General features: G+C 57.9%; 22 protein-coding genes. 19 read left to right on the top strand and 3 right to left on the bottom strand.

Features of this window, described 5'->3' with window-relative positions:
* The first annotated feature begins 102 nt into the window (after positions 1–102).
* From ASD60_RS05190 to ASD60_RS05180, 3 genes are all read left to right on the top strand, one after another.
* Positions 103–954 (top strand): glycine betaine ABC transporter substrate-binding protein, encoded by an 852-nt coding sequence (locus tag ASD60_RS05190; RefSeq protein WP_056852968.1) that lies wholly within the window; start codon positions 103–105, stop codon positions 952–954.
* 269 nt (positions 955–1,223) lie between these two features.
* On the top strand, positions 1,224–1,535 hold the full coding sequence (locus ASD60_RS05185; protein WP_056852967.1) for a DUF485 domain-containing protein: 312 nt from the start codon (positions 1,224–1,226) through the stop codon (positions 1,533–1,535).
* Positions 1,532–3,190 carry a cation acetate symporter gene (locus ASD60_RS05180; protein WP_056852966.1) on the top strand — a complete coding sequence of 553 codons (1,659 nt, stop codon included), beginning with the start codon at positions 1,532–1,534 and terminating at the stop codon, positions 3,188–3,190. The genes ASD60_RS05185 and ASD60_RS05180 overlap by 4 nt, the downstream gene beginning before the upstream one ends.
* 426 nt (positions 3,191–3,616) lie before the next feature.
* On the opposite strand, the gene gltA is transcribed toward ASD60_RS05180, so the two are convergent.
* The gene (gene gltA, locus ASD60_RS05175) at positions 3,617–4,906 is read right to left on the bottom strand and encodes a citrate synthase (RefSeq protein ID WP_056852965.1); all 1,290 of its coding nucleotides are present in this window, start codon (positions 4,904–4,906) and stop codon (positions 3,617–3,619) included.
* Between the two features lie 363 nt (positions 4,907–5,269).
* Between gltA and sdhC the strand changes: the two genes are divergently transcribed.
* The 12 genes from sdhC (at position 5,270) to ASD60_RS05115 (ending at position 19,807) form a co-directional block, all read left to right on the top strand.
* Entirely contained in the window at positions 5,270–5,644 is a 375-nt protein-coding gene (sdhC, locus tag ASD60_RS05170; RefSeq protein ID WP_056852964.1) for a succinate dehydrogenase, cytochrome b556 subunit, read from the top strand.
* Complete coding sequence (gene sdhD, locus ASD60_RS05165) at positions 5,638–6,006, top strand: succinate dehydrogenase, hydrophobic membrane anchor protein (RefSeq protein WP_007977503.1); 369 nt, start codon at positions 5,638–5,640, stop codon at positions 6,004–6,006. Before sdhC ends, sdhD begins: the two co-directional genes overlap by 7 nt.
* Positions 6,007–6,009: 3 nt before the next feature.
* A complete protein-coding gene (sdhA, locus tag ASD60_RS05160) occupies positions 6,010–7,782 on the top strand; it encodes a succinate dehydrogenase flavoprotein subunit (RefSeq protein WP_056852963.1) in 1,773 nt (590 codons plus the stop codon).
* An 11-nt stretch (positions 7,783–7,793) separates the two neighbouring features.
* Complete coding sequence (locus ASD60_RS05155; RefSeq protein ID WP_056852962.1) at positions 7,794–8,498, top strand: succinate dehydrogenase iron-sulfur subunit; 705 nt, start codon at positions 7,794–7,796, stop codon at positions 8,496–8,498.
* 261 nt (positions 8,499–8,759) lie between these two features.
* A complete protein-coding gene (locus ASD60_RS05150) occupies positions 8,760–11,591 on the top strand; it encodes a 2-oxoglutarate dehydrogenase E1 component (RefSeq protein WP_056852961.1) in 2,832 nt (943 codons plus the stop codon).
* A 42-nt stretch (positions 11,592–11,633) separates the two neighbouring features.
* Positions 11,634–12,854: a 2-oxoglutarate dehydrogenase complex dihydrolipoyllysine-residue succinyltransferase gene (gene odhB / locus ASD60_RS05145; protein WP_056852960.1), complete on the top strand. Its 1,221-nt coding sequence runs from the start codon at positions 11,634–11,636 to the stop codon at positions 12,852–12,854.
* Positions 12,855–12,952: 98 nt separating this feature from the next.
* Complete coding sequence (gene lpdA / locus ASD60_RS05140; RefSeq protein ID WP_056852959.1) at positions 12,953–14,389, top strand: dihydrolipoyl dehydrogenase; 1,437 nt, start codon at positions 12,953–12,955, stop codon at positions 14,387–14,389.
* A gap of 197 nt (positions 14,390–14,586) precedes the next feature.
* Entirely contained in the window at positions 14,587–15,753 is a 1,167-nt protein-coding gene (gene sucC / locus ASD60_RS05135) for an ADP-forming succinate--CoA ligase subunit beta (RefSeq protein ID WP_007919879.1), read from the top strand.
* Positions 15,753–16,634, top strand: coding sequence for a succinate--CoA ligase subunit alpha (gene sucD / locus ASD60_RS05130; RefSeq protein WP_007919877.1), 882 nt, complete (start codon positions 15,753–15,755; stop codon positions 16,632–16,634). The genes sucC and sucD overlap by 1 nt, the downstream gene beginning before the upstream one ends.
* A gap of 464 nt (positions 16,635–17,098) precedes the next feature.
* Positions 17,099–18,412 (top strand): branched-chain amino acid transport system II carrier protein, encoded by a 1,314-nt coding sequence (gene brnQ / locus ASD60_RS05125; protein ID WP_056852958.1) that lies wholly within the window; start codon positions 17,099–17,101, stop codon positions 18,410–18,412.
* Positions 18,413–18,668: 256 nt separating this feature from the next.
* The gene (locus tag ASD60_RS05120) at positions 18,669–19,406 is read left to right on the top strand and encodes a DUF599 domain-containing protein (RefSeq protein ID WP_056852957.1); all 738 of its coding nucleotides are present in this window, start codon (positions 18,669–18,671) and stop codon (positions 19,404–19,406) included.
* Positions 19,406–19,807 carry an MAPEG family protein gene (locus tag ASD60_RS05115; protein ID WP_056852956.1) on the top strand — a complete coding sequence of 134 codons (402 nt, stop codon included), beginning with the start codon at positions 19,406–19,408 and terminating at the stop codon, positions 19,805–19,807. The genes ASD60_RS05120 and ASD60_RS05115 overlap by 1 nt, the downstream gene beginning before the upstream one ends.
* 76 nt (positions 19,808–19,883) lie before the next feature.
* Here the strand turns inward: ASD60_RS05115 and ASD60_RS05110 are convergent, their stop codons facing one another.
* Positions 19,884–20,120 carry a hypothetical protein gene (locus ASD60_RS05110; RefSeq protein WP_056852955.1) on the bottom strand — a complete coding sequence of 79 codons (237 nt, stop codon included), beginning with the start codon at positions 20,118–20,120 and terminating at the stop codon, positions 19,884–19,886.
* Between the two features lie 160 nt (positions 20,121–20,280).
* On the opposite strand from ASD60_RS05110, the gene ASD60_RS05105 reads away from it, so the two are divergent.
* The 4 genes from ASD60_RS05105 (at position 20,281) to ASD60_RS05090 (ending at position 23,986) form a co-directional block, all read left to right on the top strand.
* Positions 20,281–20,757, top strand: a complete 477-nt coding sequence (locus ASD60_RS05105; RefSeq protein ID WP_056852954.1) for a PaaI family thioesterase — start codon at positions 20,281–20,283, stop codon at positions 20,755–20,757.
* Positions 20,754–21,203, top strand: a complete 450-nt coding sequence (locus tag ASD60_RS05100; protein ID WP_056852953.1) for a PaaI family thioesterase — start codon at positions 20,754–20,756, stop codon at positions 21,201–21,203. Before ASD60_RS05105 ends, ASD60_RS05100 begins: the two co-directional genes overlap by 4 nt.
* Positions 21,204–21,285: 82 nt before the next feature.
* On the top strand, positions 21,286–23,190 hold the full coding sequence (htpG, locus tag ASD60_RS05095) for a molecular chaperone HtpG (protein WP_056853163.1): 1,905 nt from the start codon (positions 21,286–21,288) through the stop codon (positions 23,188–23,190).
* Between the two features lie 67 nt (positions 23,191–23,257).
* On the top strand, positions 23,258–23,986 hold the full coding sequence (locus ASD60_RS05090) for a dienelactone hydrolase family protein (RefSeq protein WP_056852952.1): 729 nt from the start codon (positions 23,258–23,260) through the stop codon (positions 23,984–23,986).
* Positions 23,987–24,107: 121 nt separating this feature from the next.
* Here ASD60_RS05090 and ASD60_RS05085 read toward each other — a convergent pair whose 3' ends face one another.
* The gene (locus ASD60_RS05085; protein ID WP_056852951.1) at positions 24,108–24,995 is read right to left on the bottom strand and encodes a pirin family protein; all 888 of its coding nucleotides are present in this window, start codon (positions 24,993–24,995) and stop codon (positions 24,108–24,110) included.
* Between the last annotated feature and the right edge of the window lie 17 nt (positions 24,996–25,012).

Genomic DNA, 25,012 nt, shown 5'->3' with positions numbered 1-25,012 from the left:
TGAACGGGTTTGCGGTGAAGCGTGATGGGGGCGCTGTGCACCAGAACAATACGTTGACGCGACTCGGCACCCGTCGAGCGCAGCACTTTCGGGGAAGTAACGATGAAGATGCGACGACTTTTAGGTGCAGGTGCCGCACTGGTACTTGTGATGGGTTCCACATTCGCCAATGCCGAGAGCAAGACCCTGAGCATCGGTTACGTTGACGGCTGGTCCGACAGCGTCGCGACGACTCACGTAGCTGCTGAAGTCATCAAGCAGAAACTCGGATATGACGTGAAGCTGCAAGCCGTCGCGACCGGGATCATGTGGCAGGGTGTAGCCACCGGCAAACTCGACGCCATGCTCTCGGCCTGGTTGCCGGTGACCCACGGCGATTACTGGGCCAAGAACAAGGATCAGGTGGTCGACTACGGTCCGAACTTCAAGGACGCAAAAATCGGCTTGATCGTGCCGGAATACGTCAAGGCCAAGTCGCTGGAAGACCTGAAGACCGACGACAGCTTCAAAAAACGCATCGTCGGCATCGATGCCGGTTCAGGCGTGATGCTTAAAACCGAGCAGGCCATCAAGGACTACGACCTGACCGGTTACCAGCTCAAGGCCAGTTCCGGCGCTGGCATGATTGCCGAACTGACCCGTGCCGAAAAGAAGAACGAATCCATTGCCGTGACCGGTTGGGTACCGCACTGGATGTTCGCCAAGTGGAAATTGCGTTTCCTCGAAGACCCGAAAGGCGTGTATGGCGCGGCTGAAACCGTGAACAGCATCGGCAGCAAGGAGCTGGCAACAAAAGCACCGGAAGTGGCCAAGTTCCTGAAGAACTTCCAGTGGGCTTCGAAAGACGAGATCGGCGAAGTCATGCTGGCGATCCAGGAAGGCGCCAAGCCGGACGCGGCAGCGAAGGACTGGGTAGCCAAACACCCGGAGCGTGTTGCTGACTGGATCAAATGATGTGAGCTGAAGTTTCTATTGAGCTCCTCTCAAAGCCGCTTGGCGTAACTGCCAAGCGGCTTTTGCTTTTCTGTAGGAGCCAGGCTTGCCGGCGAAGGCACCTGCAAAATCGCCATCGCCGGCAAGCCTGGCTCTTGCGGGGGTTGCCCCGCACCGAAGTTTGGCAATTCTGTCATGTGGTACTAAGACTAAGGTCGTCTGGAACCTGCCCCGCAGCCGCATAGAGTGGATACCGTTCCAACTTAATCTGTGCTGCGAGGATAAAAACAATGAACGACAGCATTTACCTCTCGATTCAAAACAGCCCGCGATTCAAGGAGCTGGTTAGCAAGAGGGAACGATTCGCCTGGATTCTATCGGCGATCATGCTAGGGCTTTACTCCGGATTCATCCTGTTGATTGCTTACGGGCCGCATGTGCTGGGGGCAAAAATCAGCCCTGAGTCATCGATTACCTGGGGCATACCGATCGGTGTCGGTCTGATCATTTCGGCCTTCATCCTGACGGGTATTTACGTACGACGCGCCAACGGCGAGTTCGACGACCTGAACAATGCGATTCTCAAGGAGGCTCAGCAATGATCCGGCGTCTAATGGCTCTTTTGAGCATCGCAGCGTTCGCACCTGGCGCCTGGGCGGCTGACGCCCTGACCGGCGCCGTTCAGAAACAACCGCTCAACGTGTCGGCGATCGTGATGTTCGTCGCCTTCGTCGGTGCCACCCTGTGCATCACCTACTGGGCATCCAAGAAAAACAACTCGGCCTCCGACTACTATGCGGCGGGTGGCAAGATCACCGGTTTTCAGAACGGTCTGGCGATTGCTGGCGACTACATGTCGGCGGCATCCTTCCTGGGTATTTCCGCGCTGGTGTTCACTTCCGGCTACGATGGCCTGATCTACTCGATCGGCTTCCTGGTGGGCTGGCCAATCATTCTGTTCCTGATTGCCGAGCGCCTGCGTAACCTGGGTAAATACACCTTTGCCGACGTGGCGTCCTATCGCCTGGGCCAAACCCAGATCCGCTCGCTGTCCGCTTGCGGATCGTTGGTGGTGGTAGCGTTTTACCTGATCGCGCAAATGGTCGGTGCCGGCAAGCTGATCCAGCTGTTGTTCGGTCTGGACTATCACGTCGCGGTGATTCTGGTCGGTGTGCTGATGTGCATGTACGTGCTGTTCGGCGGCATGCTGGCGACCACCTGGGTGCAGATCATCAAGGCTGTGCTGTTGCTGTCCGGTGCCTCGTTCATGGCGCTGATGGTGATGAAGCACGTAGGCTTTGACTTCAACACATTGTTCTCCGAAGCGATCAAGGTTCACGCCAAGGGCGAAGCGATCATGAGCCCGGGCGGTCTGGTCAAGGACCCGATTTCGGCCTTCTCGCTGGGTCTGGCGCTGATGTTCGGTACCGCTGGCCTGCCACACATTCTGATGCGCTTCTTCACCGTGAGTGACGCAAAAGAAGCTCGCAAGAGCGTGCTGTACGCGACTGGCTTCATTGGCTACTTCTATATCCTGACTTTCATCATCGGCTTCGGCGCGATCCTGCTGGTCAGCACCAACCCGGCCTTCAAAGATGCGGCTGGCGCACTGTTGGGCGGTAACAACATGGCGGCGGTGCACCTGGCCAACGCGGTGGGCGGCAGTATCTTCCTGGGCTTCATCTCGGCGGTAGCGTTCGCGACCATTCTGGCAGTGGTTGCCGGTCTGACCCTGGCCGGTGCTTCGGCGGTGTCCCACGACCTGTATGCCAGCGTGATCAAGAAAGGCAAGGCCAACGAGAAGGATGAAATCCGCGTCTCGAAAATCACCACCATCGCTCTGGCAGTGCTGGCGATTGCTCTGGGTATCCTGTTCGAAAGCCAGAACATCGCGTTCATGGTTGGTCTGGCGTTCTCCATCGCAGCGAGCTGCAACTTCCCGGTCCTGCTGCTTTCCATGTACTGGAAAAAGCTGACGACTCGCGGTGCGATGATCGGTGGCTGGCTGGGTCTGGTCAGTGCTGTTGGCCTGATGGTGCTTGGCCCGACCATCTGGGTGCAGATCCTGCATCACGAGAAGGCGATCTTCCCGTATGAGTACCCAGCGCTGTTCTCGATGATCATTGCCTTCGTCGGCATCTGGTTCTTCTCGATCACCGACAAGTCGGCGGCGGCTGACAACGAGCGGGCGCTGTTCTTCCCGCAATTCGTTCGCTCGCAGACTGGTCTGGGGGCGAGCGGGGCGGTTTCACACTAAGGCTTGATGCTTTTATATAAGTAACGCAGTAATGAAGGATGCCCCGGTCGAGAGACCGGGGCATTTTTTATTGGGCGGTTATCGAACCGAATCTGCGGGATTTGCACGATTTACTGTAGGAGCGAGCCTGCTCGCGAAAAACGTCCAGGCAACACGGAGGCATTCAGGCAACCCGCGTTAGCGTTTACGTCAATCGCGAGCAGGCTCGCTCCTGCGGGGGCATGGTGGTTGGTTGTCAGGACGCCATCGCTGGCAAACAAGCTCCCACAGGGACTGCGGTTTAGCGGGAGAAATGTGTACGTCTGCAATCGGGTCGGGCACCAGTTCGCCTCGATGTTTGAGCGATGAGGCTCACTAACAAAAACGGCCCCTATATAAATAGAGGCCGTTTCCGGTACAGCTCAACTCGCTACAGCAAGACAGATCTTACTTGCGGTCTTCCAGCTTGGTGATGTCACGCGACTCGTAGCCGGTGTACAACTGGCGTGGACGGCCGATCTTGTACGGGCTGGAGAGCATTTCCTTCCAGTGGGAGATCCAGCCAACGGTCCGCGCCAGGGCGAAGATCACGGTGAACATGCTGGTTGGAATGCCGATCGCCTTGAGGATGATCCCCGAGTAGAAGTCGACGTTCGGGTACAGCGAGCGTTCGATGAAGTACGGGTCGGTCAGGGCGATCTCTTCCAGGCGCATGGCCAGTTCGAGTTGCGGATCGTTCTGGATGCCCAGTTCTTTCAACACTTCGTCGCAGGTCTTTTTCATCACGGTGGCGCGTGGGTCACGGTTTTTGTAAACGCGGTGACCGAAGCCCATCAGTTTGAACGGATCGTTCTTGTCCTTGGCCTTGGCGATGTATTTGTCGATGTTCGAGACGTCGCCAATCTCATCGAGCATGGTCAGAACGGCTTCGTTGGCACCGCCGTGGGCAGGGCCCCACAGTGCAGCGATACCGGCGGCGATACAGGCGAACGGGTTGGCACCCGAAGAACCTGCCAGGCGCACGGTGGACGTCGAGGCGTTCTGCTCGTGGTCGGCGTGGAGGATGAAGATCCGGTCCATGGCCTTGGCGAGTACCGGGCTGATCGGTTTGATCTCGCACGGGGTGTTGAACATCATGTGCAGGAAGTTTTCCGCGTACGTCAGGTCGTTGCGCGGGTACATCATGGGTTGGCCCATGGAGTACTTGTAAACCATCGCTGCCAGGGTCGGCATCTTGGCAACCAGGCGGATCGCGGAGATTTCGCGATGCTGCGGGTTATTGATGTCCAGGGAGTCGTGGTAGAACGCCGAGAGCGCGCCGACTACGCCGCACATGACGGCCATCGGGTGGGCGTCGCGACGGAAGCCGTTGAAGAAGGTCTTCAGCTGCTCGTGAACCATGGTGTGGTTCTTCACGGTGCTGACGAACTGGGCCTTCTGTTCTGCAGTCGGCAGTTCGCCGTTGAGCAGCAGATAGCAGGTTTCCAGGTAGTCCGACTTTTCAGCCAGCTGTTCGATCGGGTAGCCGCGGTGCAGCAGGATGCCGTTGTCGCCGTCGATATAGGTAATCTTCGACTCGCAAGAGGCGGTCGACATGAAACCTGGGTCAAAGGTGAAGCGGCCCGTGGCCGTCAGGCCCCGAACATCGATAACATCGGGACCAACGGTGCCGGTTAAAATGGGCAGCTCGACGGGGGCTGCGCCCTCGATGATCAACTGCGCTTTTTTGTCAGCCATGTGGCCTCCTATTTATGCTTGAAATCATCAGACAGACCCCCCACGCAGGGCCCGCACCACTATAGTGAGATAAATTCGAATGTCAATTTGCCTAAAGTCTTGCTCCAGAAGGCTTTAACCGTACTTTTTTCTCGAAATTGCCTGCCATTTACGCCTTTTATGCCCGTTGCGCAATCCGCTGTTTGGGTTAGGTCTTTGCGTTGTCATTAGTAGCCTAACTGTCTATACTCGGCCACCGACCGCCAAGGGCTTTTGGGCCTGCTTTATTGGGGGTCGCATCCCTGGGTGGTGGTTACCTGACCAGTGCACTCCCCAACAACTTTGCCCTGATTGTTAGGGGCTCTTCAGTGTGAAAAAAAAGCCGTGAAAAGCCAACGACCTGTAAACCTAGACCTAAGGACCATCAAACTCCCCATCACCGGCGTTACGTCGTTTCTTCACCGTGTTTCCGGCATCATCCTCTTCCTGGGCCTTGGCTTCATGCTTTATGCATTGGGCAAGTCCTTGGGTTCCGAGGAAGGTTTTGCCGACGTGAAGGCATGCTTGACCAGCCCGCTGGCCAAGTTCGTAGCATGGGGCCTCCTGTCCGCTCTTCTGTATCACCTGGTAGCCGGTGTGCGCCACTTGATCATGGATATGGGCATCGGTGAGACGCTGGAAGGCGGCCGCCTGGGCTCGAAAATTATCATCGCCGTTTCCGTGGTGTTGATCGTTCTGGCAGGAGTTTGGATATGGTAACCAGCGTTACGAACCTTTCGCGTTCCGGCCTTTATGACTGGATGGCGCAACGTGTGTCTGCGGTCGTTCTCGCGGCTTATTTCATTTTCCTGATCGGATACCTCGCTGCGAACCCGGGCATTGGCTACGACCAATGGCACGGCCTGTTCGCCCACAACGGGATGCGTATCTTCAGTCTGCTGGCCCTCGTGGCCCTGGGCGCTCACGCCTGGGTCGGCATGTGGACCATCGCGACCGACTACCTGACGCCAATGGCGCTGGGCAAGTCCGCGACTGCAGTACGTTTCCTTTTCCAGGCAGTATGCGGCGTTGCGATGTTCGCTTACTTCGTCTGGGGTGTGCAGATTCTCTGGGGTATCTGATTCATGGCTAACATTCCAACGATTTCTTTCGACGCCATCATTATTGGTGGTGGCGGTGCCGGCATGCGCGCAGCGCTGCAACTGGCACAAGGTGGTCACAAGACTGCCGTGATCACCAAGGTGTTCCCGACCCGTTCGCACACTGTATCCGCCCAGGGCGGCATCACCTGCGCCATCGCGTCGGCCGACCCGAACGATGACTGGCGCTGGCACATGTACGATACCGTCAAGGGTTCCGACTACATCGGTGACCAGGACGCTATCGAATACATGTGTCAGGAAGGCCCGGCTGCCGTTTTCGAGCTGGACCACATGGGTCTGCCGTTCTCGCGTACCGAGCAAGGCCGTATCTACCAGCGTCCATTCGGCGGTCAGTCGAAGGATTACGGTAAAGGCGGGCAGGCTGCCCGTACCTGCGCCGCTTCCGACCGTACCGGTCACGCGCTGCTGCACACCCTTTATCAGGGTAACCTGAAAGCCGGTACCACGTTCCTGAACGAGTACTACGCTGTTGACCTGGTGAAGAACGCTCAAGGCGAGTTCGTCGGTGTTATCGCCATCTGCATCGAAACCGGCGAAACCACCTACATCCGTGCCAAGGCCACTGTTCTGGCCACCGGCGGTGCAGGTCGTATCTACGCTTCGACCACCAATGCCCTGATCAACACCGGTGACGGCGTTGGCATGGCGCTGCGTGCCGGCGTGCCGGTACAAGACATTGAAATGTGGCAGTTCCACCCGACCGGCATCGCCGGCGCCGGTGTACTGGTTACAGAAGGTTGCCGTGGTGAAGGTGGTTACCTGATCAACAAGCACGGCGAGCGTTTCATGGAGCGTTACGCTCCGAACGCCAAAGACCTTGCCGGTCGTGACGTAGTTGCCCGTTCGATGGTTAAAGAAATCATCGCCGGCAATGGTTGCGGTCCGAATGGCGACCACGTAATGCTCAAACTCGACCACCTGGGCGAGGAAGTGCTGCACAGCCGTCTGCCAGGCATCTGCGAACTGTCGAAGACTTTCGCACACGTTGACCCGGTGGTTGCTCCGGTTCCGGTTGTTCCAACCTGCCACTATATGATGGGCGGCGTTGCCACCAACATTCATGGCCAGGCGATCACTCAGGACGCTGACGGCGCCGACGCCATCATCCCTGGCTTGTTCGCCGTGGGCGAAGTGGCTTGCGTATCGGTTCACGGTGCCAACCGTCTGGGCGGCAACTCGCTGCTCGACCTGGTGGTATTCGGTCGCGCCGCCGGCCTGCACCTGGAAAAGGCGCTGACCGACGGTATCGAATACGACGACGCCACCGACGCCAACATCGAAGCTGCCCTGGCGCGCCTGTCCGCTCTGAACGAGCGTACCGAGGGCGAAGACGTGGCGACCCTGCGTCGCGAGCTGCAAAACTGCATGCAGAACTACTTCGGTGTATTCCGTACCGGCGAATACATGCAGAAGGGTATTGCCCAGCTGGCCGATCTGCGCAAGCGCATCGCCAACGTCAAGATCAACGATAAGTCGCAAGCGTTCAACACCGCGCGTATCGAAGCTCTGGAACTGCAAAACCTGCTGGAAGTGGCTGAAGCTACGGCCATCGCTGCCGAAGTTCGTAAAGAGTCCCGCGGCGCTCACGCCCGTGAAGACTTCGAAGATCGTGACGACGAAAACTGGCTGTGCCACACCCTGTACTTCCCGGGTGACAAGCGCGTGACCAAGCGTGCTGTGAACTTCTCGCCGAAGACTGTTCCGACTTTTGAACCTAAGATTCGGACTTATTAAGGGTGGCCGCCATGTTGCAAGTCAGCGTTTATCGTTACAACCCTGATCAGGACGCCGCGCCGTTCATGCAGGAATTCCAGGTCGATACCGGTGGTAAAGACCTGATGGTGCTGGACGTACTGGCCCTGATCAAAGAGCAGGACGAAGGTTTCTCCTATCGTCGCTCTTGCCGTGAAGGCGTATGTGGTTCCGACGGCATGAACATCAACGGCAAGAACGGCCTGGCCTGCGTCACGCCACTGTCTGCTGTTGTAAAAGGTAACAAGTTGATCGTTCGTCCTCTGCCAGGTTTGCCGGTTATCCGTGACCTGGTCGTCGATATGAGCATCTTCTACAAGCAATACGAGAAGGTTAAGCCATTCCTGCAGAACGACACGCCGGCTCCGGCCATCGAGCGTCTGCAGTCCCCTGAAGAGCGTGAAAAGCTCGACGGTCTGTACGAGTGCATCCTGTGCGCTTGCTGCTCGACCTCTTGCCCATCCTTCTGGTGGAACCCGGACAAGTTCCTGGGCCCGGCTGCCCTGCTGCAAGCGTACCGCTTCCTGGCAGACAGCCGCGATACCAAGACTACCGAGCGACTGGCTTCGCTGGATGACCCGTTCAGCGTATTCCGCTGCCGCGGGATCATGAACTGCGTCAACGTATGTCCGAAAGGCCTGAACCCGACTAAGGCCATCGGTCACATCCGTAACATGTTGCTGCAAAGCGGCGTGTGATTCAGCTGCTGCAAATGTAGTACCGCTGTACCCGTAGATGCTGCGGCGCAGGCTTCAACCGGCGCCGTAGTTTTAACCTGAGCAGCAGCTTATAAGGCTGCGGCTCTTATTTTGAAGAAATGAGACAAGCAGGGGCATCCGGGCTGGTACCCGGACTATCAGTGTGATCCTAGTGGCTTGTTTTGGTCGCTGCATTCGGACTTCTGCAAGTTTGCTCGGTGTCGACACCGGTGGTGTTCCCCTAACCGAGGGTGACCAAGCATGCAAGAAAGCGTGATGCAGCGCATGTGGAACAGCGCCTACCTATCCGGTAGTAACGCTGCCTATGTGGAAGAGCTCTACGAGCTCTACCTGCACGACCCTAACGCTGTGCCAGAAGAGTGGCGCACCTACTTCCAGAAGTTGCCAGCTGACGGCAACTCTGCCACCGATGTTTCGCACTCCACAATTCGCGATCATTTCGTCTTGCTGGCAAAGAACCAGCGCCGCGCCCAACCGGTTTCCGCCGGCAGCGTGAGCAGTGAGCACGAGAAGAAGCAAGTTGAAGTGCTGCGATTGATCCAGGCCTACCGTATGCGTGGCCACCAGGCAGCCCAGCTTGACCCGCTGGGGCTGTGGCAGCGTCCTGCACCTGCAGACCTGTCGATCAATCATTACGGCTTGACCAATGCCGATCTTGATACGACCTTCCGTGCCGGCGACCTGTTCATCGGCAAAGAGGAAGCGAGCCTACGCGAAATTCACGAAGCGTTGCAGCAGACATATTGCCGCACCATCGGCGCTGAATTCACGCACATCACCGATTCCGAGCAGCGCCAGTGGTTCCAGCAGCGTCTGGAAAGCGTGCGCGGCCGTCCGACGTACTCCGCCGACATCAAGAGCCATTTGCTTGAGCGCGTGACCGCCGGTGAAGGCCTGGAGAAATACCTGGGCACCAAATACCCGGGTACCAAGCGTTTCGGTCTGGAAGGCGGCGAGAGCCTGATTCCGATGCTCGACGAGTTGATCCAGCGTTCCGGCTCGTACGGCACCAAGGAAATCGTCATTGGCATGGCCCACCGTGGCCGTCTGAACGTGCTGGTCAACACCTTCGGCAAGAACCCGCGCGAGTTGTTCGACGAGTTCGAAGGCAAGAAGAAGGTCGAGCTCGGTTCCGGTGACGTTAAATACCACCAGGGCTTCTCGTCCAACGTGATGACCACCGGCGGTGAAGTGCACCTGGCCATGGCCTTCAACCCGTCCCACCTGGAAATCGTATCGCCAGTGGTCGAAGGTTCGGTTCGTGCCCGTCAGGATCGTCGCAACGACCCTACCGGTGAAAAAGTCCTGCCGATCTCCATCCACGGCGACGCTGCTTTCGCAGGTCAGGGCGTGGTGATGGAAACCTTCCAGATGTCGCAGACCCGCGGTTTCAAGACCGGCGGCACCGTGCACATCGTGATCAACAACCAGGTCGGTTTCACCATCAGCAACCCGCTGGACTCGCGTTCCACCGAGTACGCCACCGACGTCGCGAAAATGATCCAGGCGCCGATCCTCCATGTGAATGGTGATGATCCGGAAGCCGTCCTGTTCGTGACCCAGTTGGCCATCGACTACCGCATGCAGTTCAAGCGTGACGTGGTGATCGATCTGGTCTGCTACCGTCGTCGCGGCCACAACGAGGCCGACGAGCCAAGCGGTACCCAGCCTCTGATGTATCAGCAGATCACCAAGCAGCGCACCACCCGTGAGCTGTATGCCGATCGTCTGACCCAGGCCGGTGTACTTGACGCAGAGCGTGTTCAGGCGAAAGTCGACGAATACCGCAACGCGCTGGACAACGGTCTGCACGTAGTGAAAAGCCTGGTCAAAGAGCCGAACAAAGAGTTGTTCGTGGACTGGCGTCCGTATCTGGGCCACGCCTGGACCGCGCGTCACGACACTCGTTTCGATCTGAAGACCCTGCAGGAACTGTCCGCCAAGCTGCTGGAAATTCCGGAAGGCTTCGTGGTTCAGCGCCAGGTCGCGAAGATCTACGAAGACCGTCAGAAGATGCAAGCCGGCGGCCTGCCGATCAACTGGGGTTACGCCGAAACCATGGCGTACGCGACCCTGGCGTTCGAAGGTCACCCGATCCGCATGACCGGCCAGGACATCGGCCGCGGTACGTTCTCGCACCGTCATGCCGTGCTGCACAACCAAAAAGACGCGGGCACCTACATCCCGCTGCAGAACCTGTACGACGGTCAGCCACGCTTCGACCTGTACGACTCGTTCCTGTCCGAAGAAGCGGTGCTGGCGTTCGAATACGGTTATTCGACCACCACGCCGAACGCGCTGGTTATCTGGGAAGCCCAGTTCGGCGACTTCGCCAACGGCGCCCAGGTCGTGATCGACCAGTTCATCACCAGTGGCGAGCACAAGTGGGGCCGTCTGTGCGGCCTGACCATGCTGCTGCCACACGGTTATGAAGGTCAGGGGCCGGAGCACTCCTCGGCTCGTCTGGAGCGTTACCTGCAGTTGTGCGCCGAGCACAACATTCAGGTGTGCATGCCGACGACGCCGGCTCAGATCTACCACTTGCTGCGCCGTCAGGTGATCCGCCCGCTGCGCAAGCCGCTGGTAGTCCTGACTCCGAAGTCGCTGCTGCGCCACAAACTGGCCATCTCGACCCTGGAAGATCTGGCCGAAGGTTCGTTCCAGACCGTTATCCCGGAAATCGATGCCCTGGACCCGAAAAAGGTCGAGCGCGTTGTTCTGTGTAGCGGCAAGGTCTACTACGACCTGCTGGAAAAACGCCGTGCCGAAGGCCGTGACGATATCGCCATCGTGCGTATCGAGCAGCTGTACCCATTCCCTGAGGATGACTTGAAAGAAGTCCTGGCTCCTTACACCAACGCCAAGCATGCCGTTTGGTGTCAGGAAGAGCCGATGAACCAGGGTGCGTGGTACTGCAGCCAACACCACATGCGTCGCAGCATCAGCAATCTCAACAAGTCTCTCGTACTTGAGTACGCGGGCCGTGAGGCTTCTGCTGCACCGGCATGCGGTTACGCATCGATGCACGCCGAGCAGCAGGAACAATTGCTGCAAGCGGCCTTTACTGTTTAACGCCTTCGCGCACCTGAAACCGAATTTAAGGACCCACAGATAATGGCTATCGAAATCAAAGCCCCCACTTTCCCGGAATCGGTTGCCGATGGCACCGTTGCCACCTGGCACAAACAACCGGGCGACGCTGTAAAGCGTGACGACCTGATCGTCGACATCGAAACCGACAAGGTTGTGCTGGAAGTGTTGGCCACTGCTGACGGCGTACTGGGCGCTATCGTCAAGAACGAAGGCGACACCGTTCTGTCCGACGAAGTCCTGGGCTCCATCGAGGCGGGCGGCGCTGCTGCTGCCCCGGCTGCCGCTGCTGCTCCGGCCGCCGCACAAGCCGCTGCTCCAGCTGCCGAAGGCGAAGACGATCCAGTCGCTGCTCCTGCTGCTCGCAAGCTGGCTGAAGAAAACGGCATCAACATCGCTTCCGTTGCCGGTACTGGCAAAGGCGGTCGTGTGACCAAGGAAGACGTGGTTGCAGCTGTTGCTGCCAAGAAAGCCGCTCCGGCTGCCGCGCCTGCCAAGGCTGCTGCTCCTTCGGCTGCCGCTCCTGTGTTCGCCGCTGGCGACCGCATCGAGAAGCGCGTGCCGATGACCCGCGTTCGTGCCACCGTGGCCAAGCGTCTGGTTGAAGCTCAGTCGAACATGGCGATGCTGACCACTTTCAACGAAGTCGACATGACTGAAGTCATGGCGTTGCGTTCGAAGTACAAGGATCTCTTTGAGAAGAGCCATAACGGCGTGCGTTTGGGCTTCATGTCGTTCTTCGTGAAAGCGGCCACCGAAGCGCTGAAACGCTTCCCGGCTGTCAACGCTTCGATCGATGGCGGCGACATCGTTTACCACGGCTACGCTGACGTCGGCGTTGCAGTTTCCAGCGATCGCGGCCTGGTTGTACCGGTTCTGCGCAACGCCGAACTGATGAGCCTGGCTGAAATCGAAGGCGGCATCGCCACCTTCGGCAAGAAAGCCCGCGACGGCAAACTGTCGATGGACGAAATGACCGGTGGTACTTTCACCATCACCAACGGTGGTACTTTCGGTTCGATGATGTCGACTCCGATCGTCAACCCGCCACAAGCCGCTATCCTGGGCATGCACAACATCATCCAGCGCCCAATGGCCATCAACGGCCAGGTCGTTATCCGCCCGATGATGTACCTGGCTCTGTCCTACGATCACCGTCTGATCGATGGCAAAGAAGCTGTGACCTTCCTGGTGACCATCAAGAACCTGCTGGAAGATCCGGCTCGTCTGTTGCTGGATATCTGATAGAAGCAGCCATGAGCTGCAAGCTCGAGCTGTCGGAAAACCCGCAGCTTGGCTTGCAGCTTGCGGCTTGAAGCTTTTCGCTAAAGAGGATTTTTTGAATGTCGCAGAAATTTGACGTAGTAGTGATCGGCGCTGGCCCTGGCGGCTATGTGGCTGCCATCAAGGCCGCCCAACTCGGCCTCAGCACTGCCTGCATCGAGAAGTACACCGACAAGGAAGGCAAACTCGCGCTGGGCGGTACCTGCCTGAACGTCGGCTGCATTCCATCCAAGGCCCTGCTGGATAGCTCGTGGAAGTACAAGGAAGCCAAAGAAGGCTTCGCGATCCACGGTATCAATCACGCTGGCGTGACCATGGACGTGCCAGCAATGGTCGGCCGCAAGGCCACCATCGTCAAAGGCCTGACCTCTGGCGTTGCGACCCTGTTCAAAGCCAACGGTGTGACTTCCATTGAAGGTCACGGCAAGCTGCTGGCCGGCAAGAAAGTCGAAGTCACCAAGCCTGATGGCTCGGTAGAAATCATCGAAGCCGAGAACGTGATCCTGGCTCCAGGTTCGCGCCCGATCGACATTCCGCCAGCTCCGGTTGACCAGAATGTGATCGTCGACTCCACCGGCGCCCTGGAATTCCAATCCGTACCTAAGCGTCTGGGCGTGATCGGCGCCGGCGTTATCGGTCTGGAACTGGGTTCGGTCTGGTCGCGTCTGGGTGCAGAAGTGACTGTCCTGGAAGCCCTGGACACCTTCCTGATGGCAGCCGACACCGCCGTTTCCAAGGAAGCGCTGAAAACCCTGACCAAACAGGGCCTGGACATCAAGCTGGGCGCTCGCGTGACCGGTTCGAAAGTCAACGGCGACGAAGTCGTTGTGAACTACACCGATGCCAACGGCGAACAGAACATCACTTTCGACAAGCTGATCGTAGCCGTTGGTCGCCGTCCGGTGACCACTGATCTGCTGGCTGCCGACTGCGGCGTGACCCTGGACGAGCGCGGTTTCGTGCACGTTGATGATCTTTGCGCTACCACTGTACCGGGCGTCTACGCCATTGGTGACGTGGTTCGCGGCATGATGCTGGCGCACAAGGCGTCCGAAGAAGGCATCATGGTTGTCGAGCGCATCAAGGGCCACAAGGCCCAGATGAACTATGATTTGATCCCTTCGGTTATTTATACTCACCCGGAAATCGCGTGGGTCGGTAAAACCGAGCAGGCCTTGAAAGCTGAAGGCGTTGAAGTTAACGTCGGCACCTTCCCGTTCGCAGCCTCCGGCCGTGCCATGGCTGCCAACGATACCGGTGGTTTCGTCAAGGTCATCGCCGATGCCAAGACAGACCGCGTACTGGGCGTCCACGTGATTGGCCCTAGCGCTGCCGAACTGGTTCAGCAGGGCGCGATCGGTATGGAGTTCGGCACCAGCGCTGAAGACCTGGGCATGATGGTTTTCTCCCATCCGACCCTGTCTGAAGCCTTGCACGAAGCTGCTCTGGCAGTGAATGGCGGCGCCATCCACATCGCCAACCGCAAGAAGCGTTAAGAGATAATAAGAAACCACGGCGGTTTGGCCCGTCGTGAGCCTTGCATGCAAGACTCACCGCGGAATATCCGCTGGACGCAGTCTTGCATAGCTGCACCGGGTATCCGGAAGGCTATGCAAGCAGCAGTCACAGGTGGTGCGGCACTTGAATGAGTGCAGCACCGAATGCGCAGTACCTAACGAAGACGGTAATAAGCATGAATCTTCACGAGTATCAGGGTAAGCAGCTGTTCGCTGAGTACGGCCTGCCAGTTTCCACCGGTTACGCGGTAGACACCCCGGAAGCAGCAGCAGAAGCTTGCGACAAAATCGGCGGCAGCGAGTGGGTTGTCAAAGCCCAGGTCCACGCCGGTGGTCGCGGTAAAGCGGGCGGCGTCAAGCTGGTTCGCAGCAAAGAAGACGCCAAAGCCTTCGCACAGCAGTGGCTGGGCAAGCGTCTGGTGACTTACCAGACTGACGCCAATGGTCAGCCAGTCACCAAGATCCTGGTTGAATCGTGCACTGATATCGCTAAAGAGCTGTACCTGGGCGCTGTCGTTGACCGTTCGAGCCGTCGTATCGTGTTCATGGCTTCCACCGAAGGTGGCGTGGACATCGAGAAAATCGCTCACGACACTCCAGAAAAAATTCTGAAAGCCACTATCGATCCACTGGTTGGCGCTCAGCCATTCCAGGGTCGCGAGCTGGCATTCCAGCTGGGTCTGGAAGGTAAGCAAGTTGCTCAGTTCGCCAAGATCTTCGTAGGTCTGGCCAAGCTGTTCAAGGATCACGACCTGGCCCTGCTGGAAGTGAACCCGCTGGTGATCAAGGCTGACGGCGATCTGCACTGCCTGGACGCCAAGATCAACATCGACGCCAACGCCATGTACCGTCAGCCTAAGCTGAAGACTTTCCACGATCCGTCGCAAGACGATCCGCGCGAAGCGCACGCTGCCAAGTTCGAACTGAACTACGTAGCGCTGGAAGGCAACATCGGTTGCATGGTCAACGGTGCTGGCCTGGCCATGGGTACCATGGACATCGTCAACCTGCATGGCGGCAAGCCAGCCAACTTCCTCGACGTGGGCGGCGGTGCTACCAAAGAACGCGTTACCGAAGCGTTCAAGATCATCCTGTCCGACACTAACGTCGCTGCAGTACTGGTCAACATCTTCGGCGGCATCGTTCGTTGCGACATGATTGCCGAAGGCATCATCGGTGCAGTGAAAGAAGTCGGCGTGAAAATCCCGGTTGTTGTTCGCCTTGAAGGCAACAACGCTGAGCTGGGCGCTAAAGTACTGGCAGAAAGCGGTTTGAACATCATCGCTGCTACCAGCCTGACCGACGCTGCTCAACAAGTTGTCAAAGCTGCGGAGGGCAAATAATGAGCGTCCTGATCAATAAAGACACCAAAGTTATCTGCCAGGGTATTACCGGTTCGCAAGGTAGTTTCCACACCCAGCAAGCCATCGAGTACGGCACCAAGATGGTTGGTGGTGTAACTCCAGGCAAAGGCGGCACCGAGCACCTGGGTCTGCCAGTGTTCAACACCGTGAAAGACGCTGTAGCTGCCACTGGCGCCACCGCCAGCGTGATCTACGTTCCGGCTCCTTTCTGCAAAGACTCGATCCTGGAAGCTGCCTTCGGCGGCATCAAGCTGATCGTGTGCATCACCGAAGGCATTCCTACCCTGGACATGCTGGACGCTAAAGTTAAGTGCGACGAGCTGGGCGTAGTCCTGATCGGCCCTAACTGCCCAGGCGTGATCACCCCAGGCGAATGCAAGATCGGCATCATGCCAGGTCACATTCACTTGCCAGGCAAGGTCGGTATCGTTTCGCGTTCCGGCACCCTGACCTACGAAGCTGTGAAGCAGACTACTGACGCCGGTTTCGGTCAGTCGACTTGCGTCGGCATCGGTGGTGACCCGATCCCGGGTTCGAACTTCATCGACATCCTGAAGCTGTTCCAGGAAGACCCGAAGACCGAAGCGATCGTGATGATCGGTGAGATCGGCGGTTCGGCTGAAGAAGAAGCGGCTGCCTACATCAAGGCACACGTGACCAAGCCGGTTGTTTCCTACATCGCTGGTGTGACTGCTCCTCCGGGCAAGCGCATGGGCCATGCTGGCGCAATCATCTCTGGCGGCAAAGGCACTGCAGACGAGAAATTCGCTGCGCTGCAAGACGCAGGCGTTAAAACCGTGCGTTCGCTGGCAGACATCGGCAAGGCTCTGGCCGAGCTGACTGGTTGGGCTGTCAAGTAAGCCTCGCGCTTAGCTGACGCTTTACCAAACAAAGGCCACCTTCGGGTGGCCTTTGTCGTTTCCGGGATTAAAGATATTCGCAGGCCTTTTGTGGCGAGGGAGCTTGCTCCCGCTGGGCCGCGAAGCGGCCCCTAAACCTGCAAATATCATTGTTCCAGACCCACCTTATTGCCTGCCTCTTGCGTCTGCTTTGCAGCCGAGCGGGAGCAATCTCCCTCGCCACAGAGATCGGTTGTGAAATTTAGATATGTAAACGCGACATTGAAGTGTCGCGTATCGGAATGTTCGCCCTCTATCAGTGCGTTTTTCAGCCAAATTCGTTAGGCTACGCGCCATTTTTGCGTCCGCGGCCCACAAGGCAGCAACGCGCTAAAAGGGTCGGTCTTATACGGACTGACAGCATTTCCCTCACCCATAGGGAAATCCATCTCTAAATTCCGATTCAGTAGTGTGGTATTTCCTTAATGAAAGTGTTGAAAGGCCAGGACATCCTGGCACTTGGTTTTATGACGTTTGCCCTGTTCGTCGGGGCTGGCAACATCATCTTCCCGCCTATCGTCGGCTTGCAGTCCGGACCTCATGTCTGGATGGCGGCGCTGGGCTTTCTGGTCACGGCGGTCGGCCTGCCGGTGATCACGGTTGTGGCGCTGGCCAAGGTGGGCGGCGCGATGGACGCGCTGAGCAGCCCGATCGGTAAAGTCGCCGGTGGTCTGCTGGCAGCGGCTTGCTACCTCGCGGTCGGTCCGTTGTTCGCGACGCCGCGTACGGCCACCGTTTCTTTCGAAGTGGGCCTGGCGCCATTGACCGGTGAGAGTCCGTTGGCGCTGTTCCTCTACAGCTCGGTGTACTTTCTGCTGGTGTTCTTCATCTCGCTGTATCCGGGGCGTTTGCTCGACACTGTTGGGCGCTTCCTTGCGCCGCTGAAAATCATCGCCCTAGCCGTGCTGGGCATTGCCGCGTTCGCCTTGCCAGCCGGTGACATCGGGCACGCAACCCCTGAATACGTTGCAGCACCGTTCTCCCAAGGCTTCATCAATGGTTACCTGACCATGGATACCTTGGGTGCCCTGGTATTCGGTATCGTCATCGTCAATGCGATCCGCTCCCGCGGTGTCGAATCGCCAGCGCTGATCACTCGTTACGCGATCATCGCCGGGCTGATTGCCGGTGTAGGTCTGGCACTGGTTTACGTCAGCCTGTTCCGCCTCGGTTCGGGTAGCCACGAAGTAGCCGCCGGCGCGACCAATGGCGCGGCGGTATTGCACGCCTACGTGCAGCACACGTTCGGTTCGTTGGGCAGTGGCTTCCTTGCAGTGTTGATCTCCCTGGCGTGCCTGGTGACGGCGGTCGGTCTGACCTGTGCCTGCGCCGAGTACTTCAGTCGTGTGGTGCCGCTGTCCTACAAGACGCTGGTGATCATTCTTGCCGCCTTCTCGCTGCTGGTGTCCAACCTGGGCCTGACCAAGCTGATTGCGTTCTCGATCCCGGTGCTCACCGCGATCTACCCGCCGTGCATCGTTCTGGTGGCGTTGAGCTTCTGCAAGGATTTCTGGCATGAGCAGGGTCGTATCCTCGGCCCGGTCATGCTGGTGTCGTTCATCTTCGGCATGATTGACGCCCTCAAGGGTGCTGGTCTGGCAGACTGGATGCCGAGTCAAATGGCGCATCTGCCACTGAGCGAGCAGGGACTGGCCTGGCTGGTGCCGTCGGTGATGACCCTGGTGGTCGCCGTGGTTTGCGACCGTCTGTTGGGCAAGCGCGAGGAAGCGCTGGCGTAAGCATTGCCGACCCGTCACAAGCGGGCTGACAGGCAGAAACAGAAATGCCCCGTATCAATCGATACGGGGCATTTTTTATGGGTTTGAGGCAGTGTCTTTTTCCCTGAGCTAACGTCGAAGCACTACCTGTGCAGGAGCGAGGCTTGCCTGCGAATGCGGTATGTCAGTCGATGTATCGGTTGAATGGTCTATCGCTTTCGCGGGCAAGCCTCGCTCTTACAGGTTTCACCGTCGCCACCGTCTCACAGGGAATTGCATGTCGTTCATTCACGCCAACCTGATCCACATTCTTGCCGCCATCTGGTTTGTCATCTGCTGGGGCGGTTACACACGTTATGCCACCTGGAAGGGCCGTGACACGGCGTGCCTGGCCAGCGTTCTGCACCTCTATCGCGAAGACTGGATGCGCCGCATGCTGCTGCGCGACAACCGCATCGCCGACGCCAGCGTGATCGGCAATCTGGAGCGCAACGCGTCGTTCTTCGCCTCCAGCACGTTGATTATCCTGGCGGGTATTCTCACCGTGCTCGGCGCATCGGAGCGAGCGGTCTCGCTGTTGGCGGATATCCCGATGGTGCAACAGGCCTCCCAGGGCATGTCGGAGATCAAGTTGCTGTGTCTGGCGCTGGTGTTTGTCTATGCATTCTTTACCTTTAGCTGGTGCATGCGTCAGTACAACTTCGCAGCCATTCTGGTCGGCTCGGCCCCCATGGTCGGTGAGCGCCATGTGTCCGAACAGGAGCGCAAGGCCTTTGCCGCTCGCGCGGCGCGCGTCATCTCAATGGCCGCCAACCAGTTCAACTTCGGTCTGCGCTCCTACTACTTCGGCATGACCATGCTCGCCTGGTTCGTCAGCCCGTGGTTGTTCATGCTGATGAGTGCTGGTGTGGTGTTCGTGTTGTATCGCCGCGAGTTCCACTCCGACGTTCTCGACGTGATGGTCTATACCCCTACAGAGGCACCAATGCCCGAGGTGAATAAAGAGGCTGCTTGATGAGTATTCCATTCTGGTGTGTGTTTATCAGTGCCGTACTGATTTATGTGGCGCGGATGCCCGTGACCACGGCCATGAAAGAGCAGGGCGGCTACGACAACCACTTGCCGCGCCAACAGCAAGCGCAACTCACGGGGTTGGGGGCTCGTGCGGTAGCGGCACATCAGAACAGTTTTGAGGCGTTCATATTGTTCGCGGTTGGCGTGCTGATGGCGCATACCACGCAGACAGCGGGCTGGCTCATCGACTTGTTGGCGATCATCTTCGTGATCTCGCGAGTTCTCTATTTGGTGTGTTACTGGAAGGATTTGGCGTGGCAGCGCAGTCTGGTTTGGCTAGTGGGATTAATCTGCTCGTTGTTGTTGATGATTAGTCCGACTTTTCGCACGATTTTGCTTTAGCGCTGACATTGCAAAAAAATCAGGCAAAAGAAAACCCGCACTTGGCGGGTTTTCTTTTTCGACGCTAAAAACCGGTTTAGTTTTTAGGCGCTGCTTCTTTAGCAGCTTCTGCGTTCGATTCAGCCTGATCTTTGGCGGCTTCGGCGTTTTCTTTCGCCGCGTCGTTCACTTTATCCTGAGCTTTGTTCATGTCTTGCTGAGCTTGCTCAGCATGTTTGGCTGCATCTTGAGCTTTGTCCTCGGATTTTTTATCGCAGGCAGCGAGACCGAGGGAAGCGGTCAACATCAAGGCAATAGCTAAAGTCTTACGCATGGGGTGTTTCTCCTTATGGAAAATATCTATCTGGCCTTAAGAGCCCAGCCGTCAGGGTTAAGTTCCTCACTTTGTTCAGATATATAAGTTTGTTCTAAAACGGAACTTTTACCCGGACTGTTACTGCACTGTCCGAATGTTAAACAAGAGTATTTATCAAATGGCCGAAAACCCCGTTTTTGAGCGTGCGACGCGATTTCTGTCGGCGCTTCGACATTGTCAGGTACTCGGTTTGCGGGTTCACAGCGCGAGTACCGAGGGGCTTACGGTGGTACTGCCTTACAGTCCGCAAATCGTTGGAAACCCACAGACAGGCGTCATTCACGGCGGCGCACTGACATCGCTGATGGACACCGCATGCGGTATGTCCACACTCTGTGTGCTGCCCGAGTTTGAAGTCTGTCCGACCCTCGATCTGCGCATCGATTACATGCATGCCGCCGAGCCGCATAAAGATGTCTACGGCTTCGCCCAGTGTTACCGGGTCACCACCGACGTGATTTTCGCCCGCGGCTTTGCCTATCAGGACGATCCTGAACAACCAATTGCCCATGTCGTGGGCACGTTCATGCGCATGGGCAAGAACATCAAGGGCACCAAGGGTTTTGGTGGCGCCATCGCCGGAGTCAGGAAATGAGCGATTTTCAAGAACGACTGCAGGCGGCCCATGAGAAGGGCGAGTACAGCTCGCTGCTGCAATTGATTCCCTATGCCGGGCTGATCGGTGTCGAATGTTCGCGGGTGGGCGATGACTTGCTGTTCCGCCTGCCGGCCAACAAGGACAACATTGGTAACCCTTTATTGCCTGCGATCCATGGCGGCGTGATCGCCGGTTTCATGGAACTGTCCGCGGCGCTGCATCTACTGATTGCCACCGGATCGCCGGGGGTGCCGAAGATTATCGATTTTTCCCTCGATTACCTGCGCGCCGGGCAATTCCGTGATACCTGGGCCAGGTGCCAGGTCTGCCGTCAGGGGCGGCGGGTGGCCAATGTGGCGATTACCGCCTGGCAAACCACCGAAGGCGAGCCCATCGCCACAGCCCGGGCGCATTTCAAACTCGAGGAGCCCTTGAAATCCTGAACTGAGCCCCCAACTCTGATGACAACCCGCCGCCGACCGCTCAAGGTCGCGGCCAATGCCATCTGATTGGAGTTTGATGACCATGAGTGTGGAAACTCAAAAGGAAACCCTGGGCTTCCAGACCGAGGTGAAGCAACTGCTGCACCTCATGATCCATTCGCTGTATTCCAACAAGGAAATCTTCCTTCGCGAACTGATCTCGAACGCCTCTGACGCTGTAGACAAATTACGTTTCGAAGCGCTGTCCAAGCCAGACCTGCTGGAAGGCGGCGCCGAACTGAAAATCCGTGTGAGCTTCGACAAGGACGCTAAAACCGTCACCCTCGAAGACAACGGTATCGGCATGAGCCGCGAAGATGCGATCACCCATCTGGGCACCATCGCCAAATCCGGCACTGCCGACTTCATGAAGCACCTTACCGGCGACCAGAAGAAAGATTCGCACCTGATCGGTCAATTCGGTGTCGGTTTCTACTCCGCATTCATCGTCGCTGACAAAGTCGACGTGTACAGCCGTCGTGCCGGCACCGCCGCCAGCGAAGGCGTGCACTGGTCATCCAAGGGCGAAGGCGATTTCGAAGTTGCAACCATCGACAAAGCCGAGCGCGGCACCCGCATCGTTCTGCACCTGAAATCGGGCGAAGACGAATTCGCCGATGGCTGGCGTCTGCGTAACATCATCAAGAAGTACTCCGACCACATCGCCTTGCCAATCGAGCTGCCCAAAGAAGTGGCGGCCGCTGAAGGTGAAGAGAAGCCAGCCGTTGAATGGGAAACCGTCAACCGCGCCAGCGCGCTCTGGACTCGTCCGCGTACCGAAATCAAGGACGAGGAATACCAGGAGTTCTACAAGCACATCGCTCACGACTTCGAAAACCCGCTGAGCTGGAGCCACAACAAAGTCGAAGGCAAGCTGGAATACAGTTCGTTGCTGTACGTGCCAGCCCGTGCTCCGTTCGACCTGTACCAGCGTGAAGCGCCGAAAGGCCTGAAGTTGTACGTACAGCGTGTGTTCGTCATGGACCAGGCCGAATCGTTCCTGCCGCTGTACCTGCGCTTCATCAAAGGTGTGGTCGACTCCAACGACCTGTCGTTGAACGTGTCGCGGGAAATCCTGCAGAAAGACCCGATCATCGACTCCATGAAGTCGGCGCTGACCAAGCGCGTGCTCGACATGCTGGAAAAACTGGCGAAAAACGAGCCTGAACAATACAAGGGCTTCTGGAAGAACTTCGGCCAGGTCATGAAAGAAGGCCCGGCAGAAGATTTCGCCAACAAGGAAAAGATCGCCGGCCTGTTGCGTTTCGCATCGACCCATGGCGACGATGGCGAGCAGGTTGTTGGCCTGGCCGATTACCTGGCGCGTGCCAAGGAAGGTCAGGACAAGATTTACTACCTGACTGGCGAAACCTACGCACAAGTCAAAAACAGCCCGCACCTTGAAGTCTTCCGCAAGAAGGGCATCGAAGTGCTGCTGCTGACCGACCGCATCGACGAGTGGCTGATGAGCTACCTCAACGATTTCGACGGCAAGAGCTTTGTCGACGTGGCACGCGGTGACCTGGACCTCGGCAACCTGGACTCGGAAGAGGACAAGAAGGCCGCTGAAGAAGTCGCCAAGTCCAAAGAAGGTCTGGTTGAGCGTCTGAAGACGGCGCTGGGCGAGTCCGTAGCCGAAGTTCGGGTTTCCCATCGTCTGACCGATTCCCCGGCGATCCTGGCCATTGGCGAGCAGGACCTCGGTCTGCAAATGCGCCAGATCCTCGAAGCCAGCGGGCAGAAGGTTCCGGATTCGAAGCCGATCTTCGAATTCAACCCGGCTCACCCGCTGATCGAGAAGCTCGACAATGAGCAGAGCGACGAGCGCTTCGGCGACCTGTCGCACATCCTCTTCGATCAGGCGGCCCTGGCGGCCGGCGACAGCTTGAAAGATCCGGCGGCCTACGTACGTCGACTGAACAAGCTATTGGTTGAGCTGTCGGCTTAATCAGGTTGTAGAAAAACCCGCTTCGGCGGGTTTTTTCATTCTGGTGTTTACAAGTCAGGAGTCAGAAATGAGCCAAATCACTGTACGTTCCGTTGCCTATCAGATTGACGGCCAGGCCTACGAAAGCCGTCTGGCCTTTGATGCCGGCCACCAAGGCCCGCGTCCGGGTTTGTTGATGGCGCCGAACTGGATGGGTGTTGGTGCCGGCGCCGAGGAGATCGCCAAGTCGGTTGCGGCCAAGGGTTATGTGGTGCTGATCGCGGACCTCTACGGCCAATCGGTGCGTCCGCAGAACAATGATGAGGCAGCTGCGGCAATGATGCCGCTGAAGAATGACCGACCCTTGCTGCGCAAGCGCATGCAAGTGGCGTTCGAGCAGTTGCAAAGCCAGGGTGAGGCCGCTGTCGATACCTCGAAGCTGGCCACGTTCGGTTTCTGCTTCGGTGGTTGCTGCGCGCTGGAGTTCGCCCGTACGGGGGCGCCTGTGAAGGCGGCGGTGTCGTTCCACGGTACGCTCGATACCCCGGACGTCAACGATGCGAAAAACATCAAGGGCTCGGTATTGGTGCTGCACGGCGCGTCCGATCCATTGGTACCGAAAGAGCAACTGCCGGCGTTCGAAGATGAAATGAATGCGGCGGGTGTGGATTGGCAGCTGCTGAGCTACGGCGGCGCATTCCATTCGTTCACCGATCCGCATGCGAATGTGCCGGGCATGATGATGTACGACGCCAAGGTCGCCGCCAGGGCGTTCACCGCGATGCACAACCTGCTGGATGAAGTGTTCAAGGGCTGACAGTAATTCGATCGTTCCCACGCGCAGCAAAGGAATGCCTCAACGGACGCTCCGCGTTCGGCTCTGGATGGGACGCGGAGCGTCCCGGGCTGCATTCCCACGCAGAGCGTGGGAACGATCATCACAGCGGAGTGGGTTCGCTTCGTCCTTTTGGCAGTTCGATTCGCTCAACTTCCCCCGGCACTGTCGGCCAATCTCCGGCCGCCCAGCGCCGGCGCGCTTCGTCGATGGCCGCCGGATCGCTCGCCACGAAATTCCAGTTGATCCGTCGCGGTCCATCCAGCGGCGCACCACCGAACAGCACTGCATGACAATCGCTCTCGGCGAACAGTGTCATCTCTTCCCCGGCCGGCAAGACCACTAGCGAATGCGGTTCTACCGGCTCGCCATCCAGGTGCACATCGCCGCTCAACACATACAGCGCTCGTTCTTCATGCTCGGTTGGAATCAGCAAAGTCGTCGCCGTTTGCAGGTTCAATTCCGCGTAGAGCGTAGGAGAAAGAACAGGTACCGGTGACTCAAGGCAGAAGCCTGACCCGGCGATCATGCGGATCTTTACCCCCAGGTTATCGCTGACCGGGAGTGTCGCTGCCGGGTGATGGCTGTAATGCCCTGGACCTTGTTCATGATCCTTGGGCGAGGCCAGCCAGATTTGCAAGCCGTGCAGCTTGAAACTCCGATCCCACAGCGGCTCAGGCGTGCGTTCAACGTGAGCGATGGCGCTGCCGGCCGTCATCCAGCTGACATCGCCGGCGTTGACCACTTGATCCGAACCGAGGCTGTCCTTGTGCTGAAGCTGCCCCTCGAACAAGTAGGTAAGGGTCGACAGGCCGATATGCGGATGCTGTCGGATGTTCATGCCTTTGCCTGCCGGATACTCGGTTTCGAGCATGTGGTCGAAAAAAACGAAAGGTCCGACGCTGCGGCATTTGGCTGACGGCAACGGGCGAAGAATCGGCTGGCCTTCGACATCTTCAGCGCGAGGGCGGATCACGAGCGGAGTGTTCATGGTGCGTTCCAGACTGA

This window comes from Pseudomonas sp. Root562, from assembly GCF_001427125.1.
Classification (GTDB): domain Bacteria; phylum Pseudomonadota; class Gammaproteobacteria; order Pseudomonadales; family Pseudomonadaceae; genus Aquipseudomonas.
The sequence above is the reverse complement of the archived record's forward strand: the minus strand, read 5'-3'. Positions and strand labels throughout refer to the sequence as shown.

Excerpts from the sequence above, each read along its gene's own strand:
- gltA (WP_056852965.1), bottom strand. The coding sequence starts at position 4,906 with ATGGCTGACAAAAAAGCGCAGTTGATCATCGAGGGCGCAGCCCCCGTC.
- ASD60_RS05150 (WP_056852961.1), top strand. The coding sequence starts at position 8,760 with ATGCAAGAAAGCGTGATGCAGCGCATGTGGAACAGCGCCTACCTATCC.
- ASD60_RS05185 (WP_056852967.1), top strand. The coding sequence starts at position 1,224 with ATGAACGACAGCATTTACCTCTCGATTCAAAACAGCCCGCGATTCAAG.
- ASD60_RS05155 (WP_056852962.1), top strand. The coding sequence starts at position 7,794 with ATGTTGCAAGTCAGCGTTTATCGTTACAACCCTGATCAGGACGCCGCG.
- htpG (WP_056853163.1), top strand. The coding sequence starts at position 21,286 with ATGAGTGTGGAAACTCAAAAGGAAACCCTGGGCTTCCAGACCGAGGTG.
- ASD60_RS05100 (WP_056852953.1), top strand. The coding sequence starts at position 20,754 with ATGAGCGATTTTCAAGAACGACTGCAGGCGGCCCATGAGAAGGGCGAG.
- ASD60_RS05110 (WP_056852955.1), bottom strand. The coding sequence starts at position 20,120 with ATGCGTAAGACTTTAGCTATTGCCTTGATGTTGACCGCTTCCCTCGGT.
- ASD60_RS05180 (WP_056852966.1), top strand. The coding sequence starts at position 1,532 with ATGATCCGGCGTCTAATGGCTCTTTTGAGCATCGCAGCGTTCGCACCT.
- ASD60_RS05190 (WP_056852968.1), top strand. The coding sequence starts at position 103 with ATGAAGATGCGACGACTTTTAGGTGCAGGTGCCGCACTGGTACTTGTG.
- ASD60_RS05120 (WP_056852957.1), top strand. The coding sequence starts at position 18,669 with ATGTCGTTCATTCACGCCAACCTGATCCACATTCTTGCCGCCATCTGG.
- sdhD (WP_007977503.1), top strand. The coding sequence starts at position 5,638 with ATGGTAACCAGCGTTACGAACCTTTCGCGTTCCGGCCTTTATGACTGG.
- ASD60_RS05105 (WP_056852954.1), top strand. The coding sequence starts at position 20,281 with ATGGCCGAAAACCCCGTTTTTGAGCGTGCGACGCGATTTCTGTCGGCG.
- ASD60_RS05115 (WP_056852956.1), top strand. The coding sequence starts at position 19,406 with ATGAGTATTCCATTCTGGTGTGTGTTTATCAGTGCCGTACTGATTTAT.
- sdhA (WP_056852963.1), top strand. The coding sequence starts at position 6,010 with ATGGCTAACATTCCAACGATTTCTTTCGACGCCATCATTATTGGTGGT.
- ASD60_RS05090 (WP_056852952.1), top strand. The coding sequence starts at position 23,258 with ATGAGCCAAATCACTGTACGTTCCGTTGCCTATCAGATTGACGGCCAG.
- sucC (WP_007919879.1), top strand. The coding sequence starts at position 14,587 with ATGAATCTTCACGAGTATCAGGGTAAGCAGCTGTTCGCTGAGTACGGC.
- ASD60_RS05085 (WP_056852951.1), bottom strand. The coding sequence starts at position 24,995 with ATGAACACTCCGCTCGTGATCCGCCCTCGCGCTGAAGATGTCGAAGGC.
- odhB (WP_056852960.1), top strand. The coding sequence starts at position 11,634 with ATGGCTATCGAAATCAAAGCCCCCACTTTCCCGGAATCGGTTGCCGAT.
- brnQ (WP_056852958.1), top strand. The coding sequence starts at position 17,099 with ATGAAAGTGTTGAAAGGCCAGGACATCCTGGCACTTGGTTTTATGACG.
- sucD (WP_007919877.1), top strand. The coding sequence starts at position 15,753 with ATGAGCGTCCTGATCAATAAAGACACCAAAGTTATCTGCCAGGGTATT.
- lpdA (WP_056852959.1), top strand. The coding sequence starts at position 12,953 with ATGTCGCAGAAATTTGACGTAGTAGTGATCGGCGCTGGCCCTGGCGGC.